The sequence below is a fragment of the Xanthomonas hortorum genome, from assembly GCF_011305375.1.
GTDB classification, from domain to species: domain Bacteria; phylum Pseudomonadota; class Gammaproteobacteria; order Xanthomonadales; family Xanthomonadaceae; genus Xanthomonas; species Xanthomonas hortorum_E.
On sequence record NZ_VCME01000020.1, the window covers coordinates 42,185 to 56,388 of the forward strand.

At 60.4% G+C, this 14,204-nt stretch carries 14 protein-coding genes; 12 read left to right on the top strand and 2 right to left on the bottom strand.

All coding sequences use genetic code 11. From position 1 onward, the window contains the following. Nucleotides 1–5: 5 nt before the first annotated feature. The 10 genes from FFY45_RS16975 (at nt 6) to FFY45_RS17020 (ending at nt 10,464) form a co-directional block, all read left to right on the top strand. The gene (locus tag FFY45_RS16975) at nt 6–983 is read left to right on the top strand and encodes a pectinesterase family protein (protein WP_176341316.1); all 978 of its coding nucleotides are present in this window, start codon (nt 6–8) and stop codon (nt 981–983) included. Beyond that, entirely contained in the window at nt 983–2,011 is a 1,029-nt protein-coding gene (gene pelA / locus FFY45_RS16980) for a pectate lyase (protein WP_176341317.1), read from the top strand. The genes FFY45_RS16975 and pelA overlap by 1 nt, the downstream gene beginning before the upstream one ends. A 207-nt stretch (nt 2,012–2,218) precedes the next feature. Further along, complete coding sequence (locus tag FFY45_RS16985) at nt 2,219–6,082, top strand: LamG-like jellyroll fold domain-containing protein (RefSeq protein WP_176341361.1); 3,864 nt, start codon at nt 2,219–2,221, stop codon at nt 6,080–6,082. 187 nt (nt 6,083–6,269) lie between these two features. Further along, the gene (locus FFY45_RS16990; RefSeq protein WP_168959220.1) at nt 6,270–6,479 is read left to right on the top strand and encodes a hypothetical protein; all 210 of its coding nucleotides are present in this window, start codon (nt 6,270–6,272) and stop codon (nt 6,477–6,479) included. Nucleotides 6,480–6,539: 60 nt separating this feature from the next. Continuing rightward, nucleotides 6,540–6,923, top strand: coding sequence for a hypothetical protein (locus FFY45_RS22205; RefSeq protein ID WP_233366597.1), 384 nt, complete (start codon nt 6,540–6,542; stop codon nt 6,921–6,923). A 53-nt stretch (nt 6,924–6,976) separates the two neighbouring features. Continuing rightward, nucleotides 6,977–7,177, top strand: coding sequence for a KTSC domain-containing protein (locus FFY45_RS17000; RefSeq protein ID WP_059030905.1), 201 nt, complete (start codon nt 6,977–6,979; stop codon nt 7,175–7,177). Between the two features lie 347 nt (nt 7,178–7,524). Continuing rightward, nucleotides 7,525–8,049, top strand: a complete 525-nt coding sequence (locus FFY45_RS17005; protein ID WP_168959222.1) for a pYEATS domain-containing protein — start codon at nt 7,525–7,527, stop codon at nt 8,047–8,049. 121 nt (nt 8,050–8,170) lie between these two features. Then, nucleotides 8,171–8,866 carry a toll/interleukin-1 receptor domain-containing protein gene (locus FFY45_RS17010; protein ID WP_176341318.1) on the top strand — a complete coding sequence of 232 codons (696 nt, stop codon included), beginning with the start codon at nt 8,171–8,173 and terminating at the stop codon, nt 8,864–8,866. A 76-nt stretch (nt 8,867–8,942) separates the two neighbouring features. Then, entirely contained in the window at nt 8,943–9,686 is a 744-nt protein-coding gene (locus tag FFY45_RS17015; RefSeq protein ID WP_168959223.1) for an abortive infection family protein, read from the top strand. Between the two features lie 67 nt (nt 9,687–9,753). Next, nucleotides 9,754–10,464, top strand: coding sequence for a hypothetical protein (locus FFY45_RS17020; protein WP_168959224.1), 711 nt, complete (start codon nt 9,754–9,756; stop codon nt 10,462–10,464). 296 nt (nt 10,465–10,760) lie between these two features. Here the strand turns inward: FFY45_RS17020 and FFY45_RS17025 are convergent, their stop codons facing one another. Then, nucleotides 10,761–12,212 carry an XVIPCD domain-containing protein gene (locus tag FFY45_RS17025; protein ID WP_168959225.1) on the bottom strand — a complete coding sequence of 484 codons (1,452 nt, stop codon included), beginning with the start codon at nt 12,210–12,212 and terminating at the stop codon, nt 10,761–10,763. Continuing rightward, entirely contained in the window at nt 12,209–12,898 is a 690-nt protein-coding gene (locus FFY45_RS17030) for a hypothetical protein (protein WP_168959226.1), read from the bottom strand. Before FFY45_RS17030 ends, FFY45_RS17025 begins: the two co-directional genes overlap by 4 nt. A 519-nt stretch (nt 12,899–13,417) precedes the next feature. Between FFY45_RS17030 and FFY45_RS17035 the strand changes: the two genes are divergently transcribed. Both FFY45_RS17035 and FFY45_RS17040 read left to right on the top strand, forming a co-directional pair. Continuing rightward, the gene (locus FFY45_RS17035; protein WP_176341319.1) at nt 13,418–13,768 is read left to right on the top strand and encodes a SymE family type I addiction module toxin; all 351 of its coding nucleotides are present in this window, start codon (nt 13,418–13,420) and stop codon (nt 13,766–13,768) included. A 110-nt stretch (nt 13,769–13,878) separates the two neighbouring features. Continuing rightward, on the top strand, nt 13,879–14,127 hold the full coding sequence (locus FFY45_RS17040; RefSeq protein ID WP_176341320.1) for a hypothetical protein: 249 nt from the start codon (nt 13,879–13,881) through the stop codon (nt 14,125–14,127). The last annotated feature ends 77 nt before the right edge of the window (nt 14,128–14,204 follow it).

Below are 14,204 nucleotides of genomic sequence, written 5' to 3' on the forward strand. Positions count from 1 at the left end.
AACGCATGCAACCGCATCGCAGGATCGTGTTACGTACTCTCGCTGCCGCCGCCTTGCTGGCGGGCCTCTCGCTCGGCAGCAACGCCGCCATCGCCGCCGACCCGGTCTACACCGTGGCCAAGCAGGGCAGCGCCGGCTACCGCACCGTACAGGCCGCCATCGACGCCGCAGTACAGGGCGGCAAACGCGCGCAGATCAACATCGGCGCCGGCACCTACCAGGAACTGATCGTAGTGCCGTCCAACGCACCGGCGCTCAAGCTCACCGGCGCCGGCCCCACCCAGACCATCATCACTTACGACAACTACGCCTCGCGCATCAATCCGGCCACCGGCACCGAGTACGGCACCTCCGGCTCGTCCAGCGTCATCATCGCCGGCAACGACTTCACTGCCGAAAAACTTGCCCTCGGCAATCACGCAGGCCCGGTCGGGCAGGCGGTGGCGGTGCGCGTGGATGGCGATCGCGCGGCGTTCCGCAATGTGCGCTTCCTCGGTTATCAAGACACGCTGTATCTGCGCGGCGCCAAGCTGTCGTATTTCCTCGACTGCTATGTCGAAGGCACTGTGGACTTCGTGTTCGGCGCCGGCACCGCCTTGTTCGAAAACGTGCAACTGCACTCGCTGGGCGATGGCTATCTCACCGCCGCCTCCACCCCGCAGGAAAGCGCGCGCGGCTTCGTATTCCGCAATGCCCGCGTCACCGCTGCCAGCGGCGTCTCGCGCGTGCACCTGGGGCGCCCGTGGCGGCCGTATGCCAGCGTCAGCTTCATCAGCAGCCAGCTGGGCGCACACATCCTGCCCGAGGGCTGGAACAACTGGGGCAACGCCGCCAACGAGGCCACTGCCCGCTACAGCGAATACCAGAGCAGCGGCAACGGCGCCAACCCGTCGCGCCGCGTGAAGTGGTCGCGCCAGCTCACCGCTGCGCAGGCCGCCGCGCTGGACCGCAACACCATCCTGGGCAGCTGGAGGCCGTTCTGATGATCCGCTTATCGACAATCGCATTCACCACCGCGTTGCTGCTCGCACCGCTGTCGGCCATGGCCGACAAGATCGCCGACAACATGTTGCTGCTGCAGACCGCCTCCGGCGGTTGGTCCAAACAGTACAAGGGCGTGGCGGTGGATTACACGCGCACCTTTACCGCTGCCGAAATCGCCGAGCTGCAACAGCCCGGGCGCAAGGACGACGCCACCATCGACAACAAGGCGACCACGTACGAAATCACGTACCTGTCCACCGCCTTCAAGAACGAAAAGAACGCCAAGTACATCGCCGCCGCACGCCGTGGCGTGGACTACCTGCTCAAGGCGCAATACGCCAACGGCGGCTGGCCGCAGTTCTATCCGGACCTGTCGTCCTACCACCATCAGATCACCTACAACGACGATGCCATGGTGCGCGTGCTCAACCTGCTGCAGGACATCGGCGAGGGCAAGGGCGACACCGGCGCGCAACTGCGCAGCAGCCACGGCGCACGCGCAGTGCAGGCAGTGGCCAAGGGTCTGGAATGCGTGCTCGCCACCCAGGTCAAGATCGGCGGCACGCTCACTGTGTGGGGCGCGCAATACGACGAGGTCACGCTCAAGCCGGCCAAGGCGCGTGCGTATGAACTGGCCTCGTTGTCGTCCAGCGAGTCGGTGAGCATCGTGCGGTTTCTGATGCGCCAGCCCAACCCCTCGGCCAAGATCAAGACCGCGGTGCAAGCGGCCGGTGTCTGGTTCGACACCCACCGCATGCGCGATCTGGCCACCAAGAAAATCGACGACCCCACCCAGGAAACCGGCAAGGACGTGATCCTGATTGCGCAACCCGGTGCATCGCTGTGGGCCCGCTTCTACGACCTGCAGAATCAACGCCCCTTGTATGCCAACCGCGACGGCAAGGCCTTGACCGACTACATGCAGGTGCCCAACGAACGCCGCGTGGGCTATGCCTGGCATGGCACCTGGCCGGACAAGTTGTTGAAGGATGAGATCCCCAAGTGGAAGGCCGCAAACGGGCTGTAGTGGACGCAGCCATCGCACCACCGCACGCGGCGCATGCTGGCGCGCGCAGCACGCAGGCACGGCATGTACTCTCGTATGTGCCGGCCCGCTTGCTCGCTGCCCACCGTGCACCGCGTGCCGCGTTGCGGTGGCACGTTGCAGTGTCTGTCGCCCATGCGGTGCGGCAGTGGGTTTGAAACAGACGAGGTGCGTGTGCTGAAGGTTTGGATGGGTTTGTTGTGTCTGATCGCGCTGCCGGCAAGTGCGGCGACCCCCACGGCCCCGGAGTTGTTGTTCCGGGTCTCGGCCGATCGCAGCCTGGAGGCCGATGTGGCCCGCGGTGATCGCGTGCCCAACTTCCGCGACAAGATCGCGCTGGTGCCCACCGGCAAACGCGGCAACGCCATCGAATGGGCCGACGACGGCGTGCTGTCGTGGAATGCGCCCGGCAATCTCTATACCCAGCGCGGCACGCTGAGCTTCTTCTGGCGCGCGCGCTACCCGGTGGGCGAGGCGCCGTTCGTGATCTTCCGCGTCGGCTATGCCGACCACACCAGCTGGGACATGGCCTGGCTGCGCATCGACTGGAACGGCCATGGCTTCGATGCCTTCGTTACCGACGCCAACCTCGCGCGCACCCGCGTCTCCTTCAAGCTCGACAAGAATCCGGCCGCCAGTGACTGGACCCATATCGCCTTTGCCTGGGACGAAACCCGCGGCGTGCGCCTGTATGTCGATGGCAAGGAAGCCGCACGCGTGGACTGCGGTGCGCCCTGCGTCAACGGCGGCGCACTCGACTTCGACGCCGCGCTGGACCAGTTCGGCCTGGCCGGCCGTGTGATGTCGCCGCACCAGGTGCAGAGCCGCTACAACTTTTTGCGCGGCAGCGACTTCGACGAGATCCGCATCTACGACCGCATGCTCGACGCCAGCGGCGCCGCCGCACTGGCGCGCCTGCAGGAGCCCGCCAGCGCCGAGCCGGCCACATCTGCATCGCAACACGCCGCCTTCCTGCACCGCTTTGGCTGGGACAACGGCCACGCACCGCCGCTGCTGAGCGCACCCATCACCCGCATCCGCAAGGTGGAGTTCGCCGATGCGCGCGATCTCAAACAATGGATGTGGAAGGCCACCGACGGCATCGCCGAAACCACCTGGCCCGGCGTCTACAACCGCTCGCGCCTGCCCGGGCGCGACGACTACTTCCAGCTGCCGGACTGGAACACCTACGTCGAAGGCGGCAAGGCGCTGGACCTCACCCTGCCGGACGAACCGGTCAACCGCATCGAGCTACGCGGCGCCGCCTACGGGCAGGCCAGCTACGCCGCGCCCGCTGCCGCCGGTGCAAGCACCGCGCAGGCGCAGCCACTGTTCGACCGCAAGCAAGGCGTGGTGCGCAGCGTGGACCAGTTCCCCGAGCGCCGCGGCGGCACGCTGCGCTTTGCCAACACCGCGCAGGAAACCCCCATCCAGGAAATCTGGGCCTACAACGTGCAACCGGGCGAGGTACCCAAAGGCAGCGCGCAACTCAGCTACACCGTGCGCAGCGACATCCAGCCCGACTACGACAACCTCGCGCCCTTGCGCGATGTCATCGCCGGCCGCTACCCGCCAGGCGAGCGCCAGACCGTTGTCGCCCTGCCCACCAAGGCACCGGCGCGCAAGCGCCCCAGCGACAAGACCGCCGGCACCGCGCAGCAGCCCATCGTGCACATCCTGGTGCCGTCCAGCCTGGGCAACCCGCCGCCGGACCAGGCGCTGATGCGCAGCTGGTCCTACGGCTGGGAGAATATGCACGACGGCCTGGACGGCATCGCCATCACCCTGCCCGCGCTCAACCTGCCGGCCACCCACAACGGCAGCATCCCGCTCAACATCCGCATCAAGGACCCCATCTGGCCCGCGCGCGACATGATCGATGTCTCGGTCGCGGTCGCCCCCGGCCAGGCCCGCACCCTGTGGCTGGACCTGCGCGACAGAATCCTCAGCAACGACAGCCTGATGCTCAGCATCGCCGCCGCCGCGCCCGGCTTCAACGCCAACGCACTCGACGGCACCCAGCTGCAGCTGGTGTTCAAGCCGCGCAACGAGGCCATCAAAGAGCACGTTGCCGACCGCTTCAATCAGGTCAAGGACAACTGGGGCTTCCTGGTGGAAGAACACACCACCTCCAAGCGCCAGCTGCTCTACAAGCGCCTGGACGCCGACATCACCGACCTGCTGCGCGTCGACCCGGACCACGCCCTCGGCCGCCAGTACTGGAACGACATCAGCTACGCCAACCAGGGCGCGCTGCCCGTAGACATGCCGGCTGTGCCCAAGGGTGTGCCCGCCTGGGCGTTCTGGCAGCTGCAAGACCTCAGCGCCACCCGCCGCTACATCCGCTGGTGGATCGAGCAGCGCCAGGTGGCCTACGGCGATTTCGGCGGTGGCATCTCCGACGATTCGGACCTGGTGCAGCAATGGCCCGGCGTCGCCCTGATGGGCGTGGACCCGGACATGCTCAACGCCTCCATGCTGGCGCTGTCCGATGCAAACTACCGCAACGGCATGTTCACCAACGGCCTGTCCACCATCGAGACCGACGAGCTGCATGCCTACGAGGAGGGCATCAACCTCAACAGCGCCCTGCTGTACCTCAACTGGGGCGACCCGCGCACCGTCGAGCGCCTGATGCAAACCGTCAAGGCCTTCGACACCATCATCCAGGTCAACCCGCAAGGCCACCTGCTGTTTGCCAGCAACTGGTTCGGCGGCCGCAAGGTCTACCGCGAGCCCAACTGGCAATGGCAAAAACCGTACTCCTTCCCCATCGTGCACCCGGCCATCCTGCTGGGCGGCTATAACGCCGACCCCAACAGCCGCCGCATCGTCACAGGATTAGCCGACGGCTATCTCGCCCACGCCTACACCAACGCCAAGGGCAACTGGGCCCTGCCCAACGAGATCAACTGGCAAACCGGCAAAACCCGCGGCGGCGAACTGTTCGAAGGCAGCGGCGGCGCCGATACCTTGCACACCTTCTGGGCCGCCTACCGCTTCACCGGCGAAGCGCGTTATCTCAAGCCGATGAACTACCGCGTCGCCAACAGCGGCCCCAACGGCCTGTCCCTGCTCAACGAAAACTTCCTCGACGTCATGGGCAAGCGCAGCGACTGGAGCGGCAAGCTCATCGATGCCGCCAACAAGGAAGACGGCAGCGCCCCGGACTTCCCGCACCATGTGGCCTGGGAGCAGACCGGCAACCTCGAGTATCTCGCCGCCATTTACCGCAGCGAGGCACGCGAGAAACTGCAGAACTTCTACATGAACACCGAAGGCCACTGGTGGAGCGACCGCGTGGAATCCCCAACGGTCAACCTGCAACGCGCACGCCTGGGCGGCGTGGCGCTCAAGCGCAACCAGACCTACCCCGGCCACACCGTCAGCTGGCGCTTCAACGATCCAGAGGCCGCAACCCAAGTGGCCATCGCCATCCCCGCACCCCAGCAAGACCGCTTCACCGTCATCGCCTACAATACATCGAATAAAAACCAGCGCGCCAGCATGACCGGCTGGAACGTCGCTCCAGGCCAATGGCGCATCACCCAAGGCGTAAGTAAAGCCAATGACGGCAAGCTCGACAGCAACGCCAAGACGCAAGAGGTCGCTTTCGAAAAAAGCGCGGCCATCGACGTCGACTTCCCCGCAGGCCGCACCACCGTCCTGCGGCTCGAACGCATCGCCGCCGCCACCCCGGTCGAACTGCGCCCGGACCTGGGCATCGGCCACGGCGACGTGCGTGTGACTGCCGATGCCATCGAAGTGACCGTGCACAGCCTCGGCCATGCCGATGCACCGGCCGGATTTGTGGTGTTGGAGGATGGGCGTGGGAAGGAGCTGGCAAGAGCCGCGTTCCCGGCACTCGCGGCACCACGCGATCTGCATCCGATCACCACGCAGGTACGCCTGCCGCTGACCAACGCAGCAAATCTAAAAACCGCGCATTTGCGTGTGGTTGCCGAAAGCAAGGCGCCGGAGATTACCGAACTCAACAATAATCTCGCTCTGCCCGCACCGGTTACGCCGGCAACCGCAAAAAACAGCCAATAACTCGATAAACCAAGCCCTTCTCCCGCGCACGGGAGAAGGTGCCCGCAGGGCGGATGAGGGCAAACCCGATAAAGCCAGCAATCAGCCGCGCAAGCACATTGACGCAACCCAAAAACTCGGCGAGGATCAAGGCACGCAGTACTTAATGCAGCCGCAAAGCCACACATTTCTTCAGGGGGAAGAAACAATGTTGAGCAAGGCATGGAGCATCGTGGCACTGACTGTGGCCGCACTCGGTGTGTTTACTCCAACAGCGCAAGCGCGCGTCAGGGCCGCCGGCACGCACCACACCACCAGTCACGGCGGTCACTACAGCGCAGGCCACGGTGCTTCGCACAAGGGTGGCAGCTACCGCAGCACCAGTACCAACAACCACTATCGGCGTCACAAGTCCTAGCAGGCCTCAAGCCAACGCCACTCGGAAGTGCTGCGTAATGCAAGAACTAGGACGCAAAGAATGCGCTATCAAAAACTCCTGAAGCTGCTCGCCGGCCTTGCCGGCGTCATGCTCGCGGCGACAGGCGCACTGCTGGTGGCGCTGGTTGCAGCAGGCCAGGTACGTGAGGGACAGACGGGCGCATTGATCAGCGGAATTGGATTTCTGGTGGTGGCCGCTCCTGCGCTGGCAATGCCGTTTTCCTTACGCGCTGCCAAGCGATTGCTGATGCTGACACTGTGCTGCCTTGCCGCACTCGCGATCTGGCTTTGCTTCTGGCCGAAGGAGGGCGTTACGCCGACGCTACACCTGCGAGCCGCTGTACTTGCGTTTCCGTTGCTCTTGATGTTCCGGTTGCTTCTAGCTCGCCGCAGCAAGATGACGAAGCTTAGTACTGACAATTGATTCAAACAGCAGCCCCGATGTGGTCCCACTTAATTCAAGCGATAGGAAAATCGATGGATATGATTCGCGTAGCCTCGTCAGCCATCAGCGCTATTGGCTACGACCCGGCTGGTATGCGTATGAAAATTCAATTCGTGCAGGGCCACACATACGACTTCTGCGGTGTGCCCTCGCACGTGTTTCAGGGGCTTCTCAATGCGGGCTCAAAAGGCAGTTACTACAACGATCATATCCGTGACCGCTATCAGTGTTAACTGCCTGGCTTTGGGACGTGGCCTAGCAATTAATTCACACCGAGATGGCATCGCCAGTCGGCTTAATTCCAGCGTTAGGCATCGACGGGGTATGTATGCAGATGTTGGCCGCATAAAATTTCGTCAGGCATGGGGAGACAAGCCTTGCGACCACTCGCACATTGAGAAGGAGTATCGCCTTGGCTCCAACACCGGCGAGTATGTTTGTACACAGTGCGGAGAGGAAAAGGAGGGCTTTAACTGGAACAGAAAGGTATCAGATGCATCAGGTGCCTAACAATTCATCCAAGTCGACGTTGTTTCGCAATGTGATTTAATCCAAGCATTAGGCTGCACAGGGAGGTTCCATGGATCTCATCGCCGCACTTATCTGGCCTGTCTTCATAGGCGCTGTTCTATGGTGGCTGCGCAAAGATATTCCACGTCTTTTTGGCGCCTTGGTCGACCGCGTGGAAAAGGGCGACTCAGCTGAAGCTTTTGGGGTAAAGCTTGGCTCTTCGCAACCGAAACTACCTCCCGACACATCCGCTGCTGCACTTCCTGCGTCCAGCCCACCGGCGCAAGCTGACCCGGGCGCGCCTCATGAGATTTATTTGCTGCACAGATACACCCGCGCAAAATCCCTGGACAAAAATGGTCGCATATACTATCGACTCAATATTTGGGTCGAGTCGGATGGTATCGATCTAGGAACGGTTAATTCTATTACCTACCACCTTCATGAGACCTTTGAAAATCCTGTTCGCGTCGTCTCAGATCATTTGACAGCATTCGCATTAGACACGGGAGCCTGGGGGTCGTTCCTGCTCTTCGCCGATGTAAGCTTTAAAGACGGAACCGTCTGGCGCATTGAGCGGTACTTAAATTTCTAAGGTGTGCTCTAAATTTTATTCAAGCCGAAAATGATTTGTATGTAGGATTGATTAAGTGTCGGAGCGACTTTAATAATATTGTCCTGTAGATGAATATTATACAAAAAAGGAAGGCTGATTCATGGCTAGATGCACGGCACCAGTTCGTGGTCACAGTTCAGCAGCGGCAGCAGCCGCTTGTCCTGCCTGTCGCTACCGCAGCAGCTCGCGTTACAGTAGCGGAAGTGGCGGTTCTTACTACCCGTCAACGAGTAGCCCTAGCTATACCAGCTCAAGCAGCGGCAGTGGGCGCAAGAACTCAAAGCCGCGCTGGTCAAAGACGGGATCGACTATTCTCTACACACCGACCGAGGTGCAATCACTTACACCGGTCCGCGAGGCTGTGGAGGTCCAGGTCGCGCGGCACCCAGACAAACGAGATGTGTTTCTTTGCCACGCCTGGGATGATCGTCAGGGAGCTGCGAAAGAACTGCATGACCTTCTCGAAGCTGCAGGGGTAAAAGTCTGGTTCAGTGAGAAGGACCTTGGACTTGGCGTCCCTATGATGCGCGCAATTGATAAGGGCCTAGCCAACTCCAAAGTCGGCCTCGTGCTTGTGACACCGGCACTTTTGGCACGTCTTCCAAAAGAAAGTGTCGCAGACAAGGAGCTCTCAACGCTGCTTGCTGGAAATCGACTTGTGCCTATCGTTCACAAGACAACATACGGGGCGCTTCGCGAGGTGAGTCCAATGCTCGCTTCAAGAACGGGTCTTGACACTGCAGAAGACTCGATGTCCGAAGTAGCTGCAAAAATCGCTGAGCTCGTTACGTTCTAGGGCGCACCCTAACAATTCATTCAAGCCCACGCCGCTTCGCGGCGCGGCTTAATTCAGACGTTAGGCGGCCGAACCAGTGCACGAACTACTCAATCAAACAGAAGCGCTTCAGAACCTGCTTATCTCGCAGGCTACAGGCGGTAGCGAAGACGATGCAGAGTTTGTTCGGCTGCGCCAGATGCTGCTCTCTAACCAGGCTCTGGATCCTCTAATTCCGCGTTTCATACGAACCTGCAGGAACCTGTCGCAATTCTGGCAGTTTATAAAGTTCAAGTATTCGACCTATGCCGAGCGCCGCGACTTCATCTGGGGAGAGTTCCACCCGCTGCTTGAAACTTTGGAGCGAGGTCCGCTGTCGCCAGCGGATCAAATTGTTTCTGAAAAGCTAGAAAAGTTTGATGCGTCGCATGTTCAGGCTGCCTGGTCAAAGGCGCTCGAACGGCGGGCAGCAGACCCCGAGGGGGCTATCACGTCGGCCCGGACACTCATCGAGTCAGTGTGTAAGCACATCCTTGATGCCGCTGGCACTACGTACGACGATGGCACAGATCTGCCGAAGCTTTACAAGCTAACGGCGGAGACACTCCAACTGGCGCCTTCTCAGCATACCGAGGCTGTCTTCAAGCAAGTGCTCGGAGGGTGCACTTCCGTTGTTGAGGGCCTTGGCTCGCTCCGAAATCGTCTCAGCGATGCACACGGAAAGGGCAAGGTAGGTTCTAAGCCGGCCCCGAGGCACGCGGAGCTGGCGGTCAACCTTTCGGGTGCCATGGCAACATTTCTTCTCGCCACATGGGAGGCGCGCAATGAAGCGGCCGCCTAACAATTTGTCCAAGGCGAACCCGCTTGGCGGGTTGGCTTAACTCAGGCGTTAGGCCTCAGAAATCCTCATGACTACCGCTTTCGAACTTGCTGTCCAGCTTGCCGATCAGATCGATCAGTTCCCTCTTGGTGAGTGCGGTCCGAGCGATGACCCAGACAAACAGTACGCGTACTGCGCGGCGTTCCGAGATACTGCGAAGAGGTTCGTTGCAGCGGTGAAGCGAATCGGTGACCCAGATCTTTCACTTTTGGTCTCTGAGCTAAACACCTCACCAAGCTACATCTCGGAAGCGCACGACTTGCGGGCTGATCTATACGTCGCTATCGACGCACTTCGAGAGGCTGCGCGGGACCCAAACTACTCGGCAATTGCTGCCACGAATGGTGCATTCCTAAGCCCAGAGGTACTACTTCGTCTCAAAGCAATCCCGGCCACGAACCTCGATCCGGCAAAGTTGGTGCGCATTTGTGAAGAGCTCAATGATGCCTACGCACGAGCAAACTTCATCTCCGCTGCACTATTGATTCGCGCATGTATCAACCACGTTCCGACCGTATTTGGTGTCGACACATTTTCTCAGGTCGTTGCTCAATCAGGACGCAGCATCAAAGCGATCCTGACGCGCCTCAACGACGATGCGCGTCCAATTGCCGATCTTCATACACATCTGGTTATGCGCCGCAGTGAATATTTGCCAACAAAAAATCAGTTGGAGCCATATAAAGCGGCTTTTGAAGTTCTCATTCAAGAGGTCATCGCCACGCTGGTTGAGGCCTAACCGTTCAATCGAGACGACGTCGCCTGGCAAGCTGGACGACGCCTCTAATCTCAAACGTTAGTGCCAGAAACGGGGTTTAGATGTGGGGTCGGGCACAAGCGGGGTCAGGTTCACTTCCTGAGATAAATCGACCAGATGAGAAGAAAGGTAAGGGATCAAAGTATTTTTTTAATAAGTGGAGATGAGGTAAGTTGAATTTGAAGAACGGGGTCAGATTCACTTAGGAATCAGCGCCGTTCCTTGTTGATCAAGAGCTGCTGGCCTTTGATGATGACAAGTGCGGGCACGTCATCGCTTCAAAGCGACGGAACGGGGCCGCGCTGTTGTTGCTCCTGCGAGCGCTGCTGTTCCATCGCTATTTCTTGCGTGCGCTCGTGCGCTAGCCGCTGGTTGACAGATTCCAATTGCGTAAAGCTCTCTTGAACAGGCCGCTGCGCTGCATCGGCCGTCGGCATATGAGCGCGCAGCATGGCCGGATCCTTTGGATCGCCTTGCACTACAAACAAGGTCTGCGCAGCGGGCGAGTCTTCGGTCTTTTCGCTGAGCAGCACGTGATCCACCCGGGTTAGCCCATTGTCTTTGGCTAGCGTCAGCAGACTGGCTGTCATTCGTTCACTGGTGGCGTCAAACGTGCGGCCGTTGGCGGCGTCCAGCTGTTCCACTTTGCTTCGGATCTGCTGATGCATGGCATGGTCCGGGTGCCCCGCTTCTGCAGGGCTCAATGTGCGGCTTGGCTCATTCTGTGTCGCAAGATTGGGAGAGATAACGCCGCGTGCGCCAGTGTCCTTCAGCTGGACCATGCCATAGCCGTCCTTGCCCAGGTCAACGACGTTGAAGGTCTTCGCAGACCCGAGGTCCAGCCCGTTGCGCTCCAGCTGTCTTGGGTCCAGGCCCAAGGATTTGAGATCGATGCGGACTTCCGGAGGCTGGCGGTCATGCGCCAGATGCGCGTAGTTTTGCGCGATGTGACTGATCGGATTGACGCCATAGTAGTTGCGGTAGTCGGAATCGCCATGTGGGCCTAGCGTGCCACTGCTGTCGTAAAAACAGTGCTCAACCGATTTGGTCAGCGCATCGTTGCGGGTAAAAGGGTGCTTGGTGAGTGCATCGTAGGTCAGTCCGTCTGCAAACTGCGGAGCGCCGTTCGGTTGTCGCACGACACACCGATTACTCGACCGGTCGAGCAACTCCTTCTCAACCACACTGTCGGGCATCTCAGGGTTCAGATGTTTGATTCGATCATGCAGGGCACGCATTCCCGAGATTTCCGACAGTGCTTCATCTGCGCGAGTCGAATCCAGGTAAACACGGGTAGGGCCAGTCAGGTCGACCTGATGCTCCCGATTGTCGTAGGCTTCCTGCATGCGGTTACCCATACTCTTGCCGAACTCGGCAAGGGCGTCGGCACGATGCTGGGCCAACACGCCATGCATTGTTTCGTGGCCCATGACCTCAGTCAGATAGTCGATGCGCTCTGATCCTGTGAAATCTTTGAACGCTGCTTCACTGATATTGAGTGTGCCCGCCTTGCCGTCCTTGCCGTCCTGGAAGTGGCCGCCGTTGTTCTGTCCATGCGAAACAGCAATCGCGCCAATTCGACCTTTCTCAATGGCATCACCTAGCAGGTTCGACAGATAGGGTGATTCGGCGATTGTCTGGCGAATGCTGTTCTCTGCACCAGCAGGAAGTGCAGGGTCTTTTGCCATCTGGGCAAGTAGAGGCTCGATACGTGGGTCAACCCGGTTCATGGCTTGCCTCCATCGATCTTGACGCTATAAACGCACTCTTGTTGACTGCCTTGTTCATTGGTTCGATAAAGAAGCAATGAGACCGAAAAAATCTGACTTCCGCCGTTGATCGCGCGCCAATGCTGGCGTAGCCATCCACCCTGAAAAGGCCGCTGCCCGCCGCGCGTGTATCCCATCCCTTCGAGCGCTTTGGAGAGTGCTTCTGCTTGCCAAATGCAGGTCGACGTAGGCACGCGCGTGGGGTTGCTATGGTCAGGTAGAGTCACTGCAACCTCTATCCGCGAGAATCCATCTTTCGTTGGGCGATGCGTCGCGTAGAGCTCATAGCCATCGACCAGAGGAACTTCCTTTACTTCACGCCACGGGTATGCCGGATCAGACGGTGGTCCAAGCTTGATGCCAAGTGCTGACTCCATCTGGGGATAGTCCAGATCCGCTGGCACTGTCAGTCCATCAATGAAGCGCAGCAGCCGGCGCTGCAATTCTTGCAGAGTAGTATTCGCAGAGACGATGTCGGCACCGTTGTCGGTACCTCTGCTCTTCTCTTGAGGGGGCGGCGTCGCTGTCGCAGCAGATGACGTGGCTGCATCCCGCTTTGCTTCATGGGGTGTGCGAGCACATGCACTTGGCAGCGCTAGTGAAAGCAGCAGCAAGGGAAACAGGTTTCGGAAGCTAATTTTTGTCATTGGGATCCTGCGACTCACGCGGCATCGCGCTGCTGGTCAATTGTCACCCGTGCCGTCTGTGTCATGCACTACCGCGCCCGAATCTGAGTGGCGCGATAGTGATGGATAGCGAGGGAACGTAAAGCTATTTGCGGGAAGGTGGGGATGCGCTTGGAGTAGCAATCTCTCTAGGTTCAATCCAACTCTGACCCTGCTGCTTCAAACGTTGACGCAAGGATCTTCCACCAACGCTTTCCAGATTGCCAGCGTCAGCCAGTTGACATGTCACGCAGCGCGTAGCAGTCTTTTGGCCACGGAGCGTAGAAACTCCTAAGACAGCGGTACCCACCTCCGAAATCCCGGTGGGTTTTTTGTGCCTGCAGCTTCCTGCGGGCGCAGCCGACGCGTTGCCTGCGTCGGGAGGGTGGCTAATACAACACCCTTCGGGGAAATACGCCCGCCGTCTGTCTTCGGTTTCTAACCTCCCGACATCCCGTCGCCACCCGGCGGCGGGGCCTGTTCGTCAAGGAGGGCTTTGCCATGCGTCGACCCGCGTCCCGTCCCACATCCGCACGCAAGCGCGCCACGGAGCCGCCACCCCGCGAGATCGGCTGGCACTCGCTCGACCCCTCGATCAAGCCGCGGCCCTACGTTGAGCGCACCCCCATCCCCCAACCCCGCACCGAAGCCCGCCCCCCGCGTCCCGGCCACCCGCGTGCCCCGCACCACTGCACCGTCGGCTACGGCTACTACCCCGCCAGCGACCAACGCATCCCCACGCTACGCCTACGCGGCCGCTGGCTGGAACAACTGGGCTTCACCATCGGCAGCAAACTCCACATCCGCCTGCGCGATGGCGAGCTGGTCGTCAGCGTCGCACCTACGGACTAACCAGGTGCGCCGCGTACGTGCAGCACGCACCCGCACGCCCCGCGCCGAGCGCAACGCGCCAATCGCCACACCGTGCGCGCTCCCCGCTCACCGCGCAGAGGAGGACACAGATGGAGCACCCCGCCGTCGTCTTGCATCTCACGCTGGACCAACGCGACCAGCTCGACCGCCTGCTACGCACCCTCATCGCTCATGGCGACGTCATCGCCATGAGCAAACCGGAGTGCCTGGAGGCGCAGACCCTGCCCACGTTGGGGCAAGCCATCTTCGATGCCGCCTATGCCTTGCGCGAGATGCTTGAGCAGCGGGTGGAGCGAAAGCCGGGCAGGTCGTATCTGCCCGCCGAAGATGACGGTTAGGTTGGTTTGAAGCTAGTGATCGCGCACCAGTTGCCTTCGAGTGTTGGCATTCTGAGATTCCAGCGGCTTGCATCGTT

Bases quoted from the DNA above. Each gene is read 5' to 3' on its own strand.
- FFY45_RS16975 (WP_176341316.1), top strand. From the start codon at position 6: ATGCAACCGCATCGCAGGATCGTGTTACGTACTCTCGCTGCCGCCGCC.
- FFY45_RS17035 (WP_176341319.1), top strand. From the start codon at position 13,418: ATGCGTCGACCCGCGTCCCGTCCCACATCCGCACGCAAGCGCGCCACG.
- FFY45_RS16990 (WP_168959220.1), top strand. From the start codon at position 6,270: ATGTTGAGCAAGGCATGGAGCATCGTGGCACTGACTGTGGCCGCACTC.
- FFY45_RS17030 (WP_168959226.1), bottom strand. From the start codon at position 12,898: ATGACAAAAATTAGCTTCCGAAACCTGTTTCCCTTGCTGCTGCTTTCA.
- FFY45_RS16985 (WP_176341361.1), top strand. From the start codon at position 2,219: ATGGGTTTGTTGTGTCTGATCGCGCTGCCGGCAAGTGCGGCGACCCCC.
- FFY45_RS17020 (WP_168959224.1), top strand. From the start codon at position 9,754: ATGACTACCGCTTTCGAACTTGCTGTCCAGCTTGCCGATCAGATCGAT.
- FFY45_RS17000 (WP_059030905.1), top strand. From the start codon at position 6,977: ATGGATATGATTCGCGTAGCCTCGTCAGCCATCAGCGCTATTGGCTAC.
- FFY45_RS17025 (WP_168959225.1), bottom strand. From the start codon at position 12,212: ATGAACCGGGTTGACCCACGTATCGAGCCTCTACTTGCCCAGATGGCA.
- FFY45_RS22205 (WP_233366597.1), top strand. From the start codon at position 6,540: ATGCGCTATCAAAAACTCCTGAAGCTGCTCGCCGGCCTTGCCGGCGTC.
- FFY45_RS17040 (WP_176341320.1), top strand. From the start codon at position 13,879: ATGGAGCACCCCGCCGTCGTCTTGCATCTCACGCTGGACCAACGCGAC.
- FFY45_RS17005 (WP_168959222.1), top strand. From the start codon at position 7,525: ATGGATCTCATCGCCGCACTTATCTGGCCTGTCTTCATAGGCGCTGTT.
- pelA (WP_176341317.1), top strand. From the start codon at position 983: ATGATCCGCTTATCGACAATCGCATTCACCACCGCGTTGCTGCTCGCA.
- FFY45_RS17010 (WP_176341318.1), top strand. From the start codon at position 8,171: ATGGCTAGATGCACGGCACCAGTTCGTGGTCACAGTTCAGCAGCGGCA.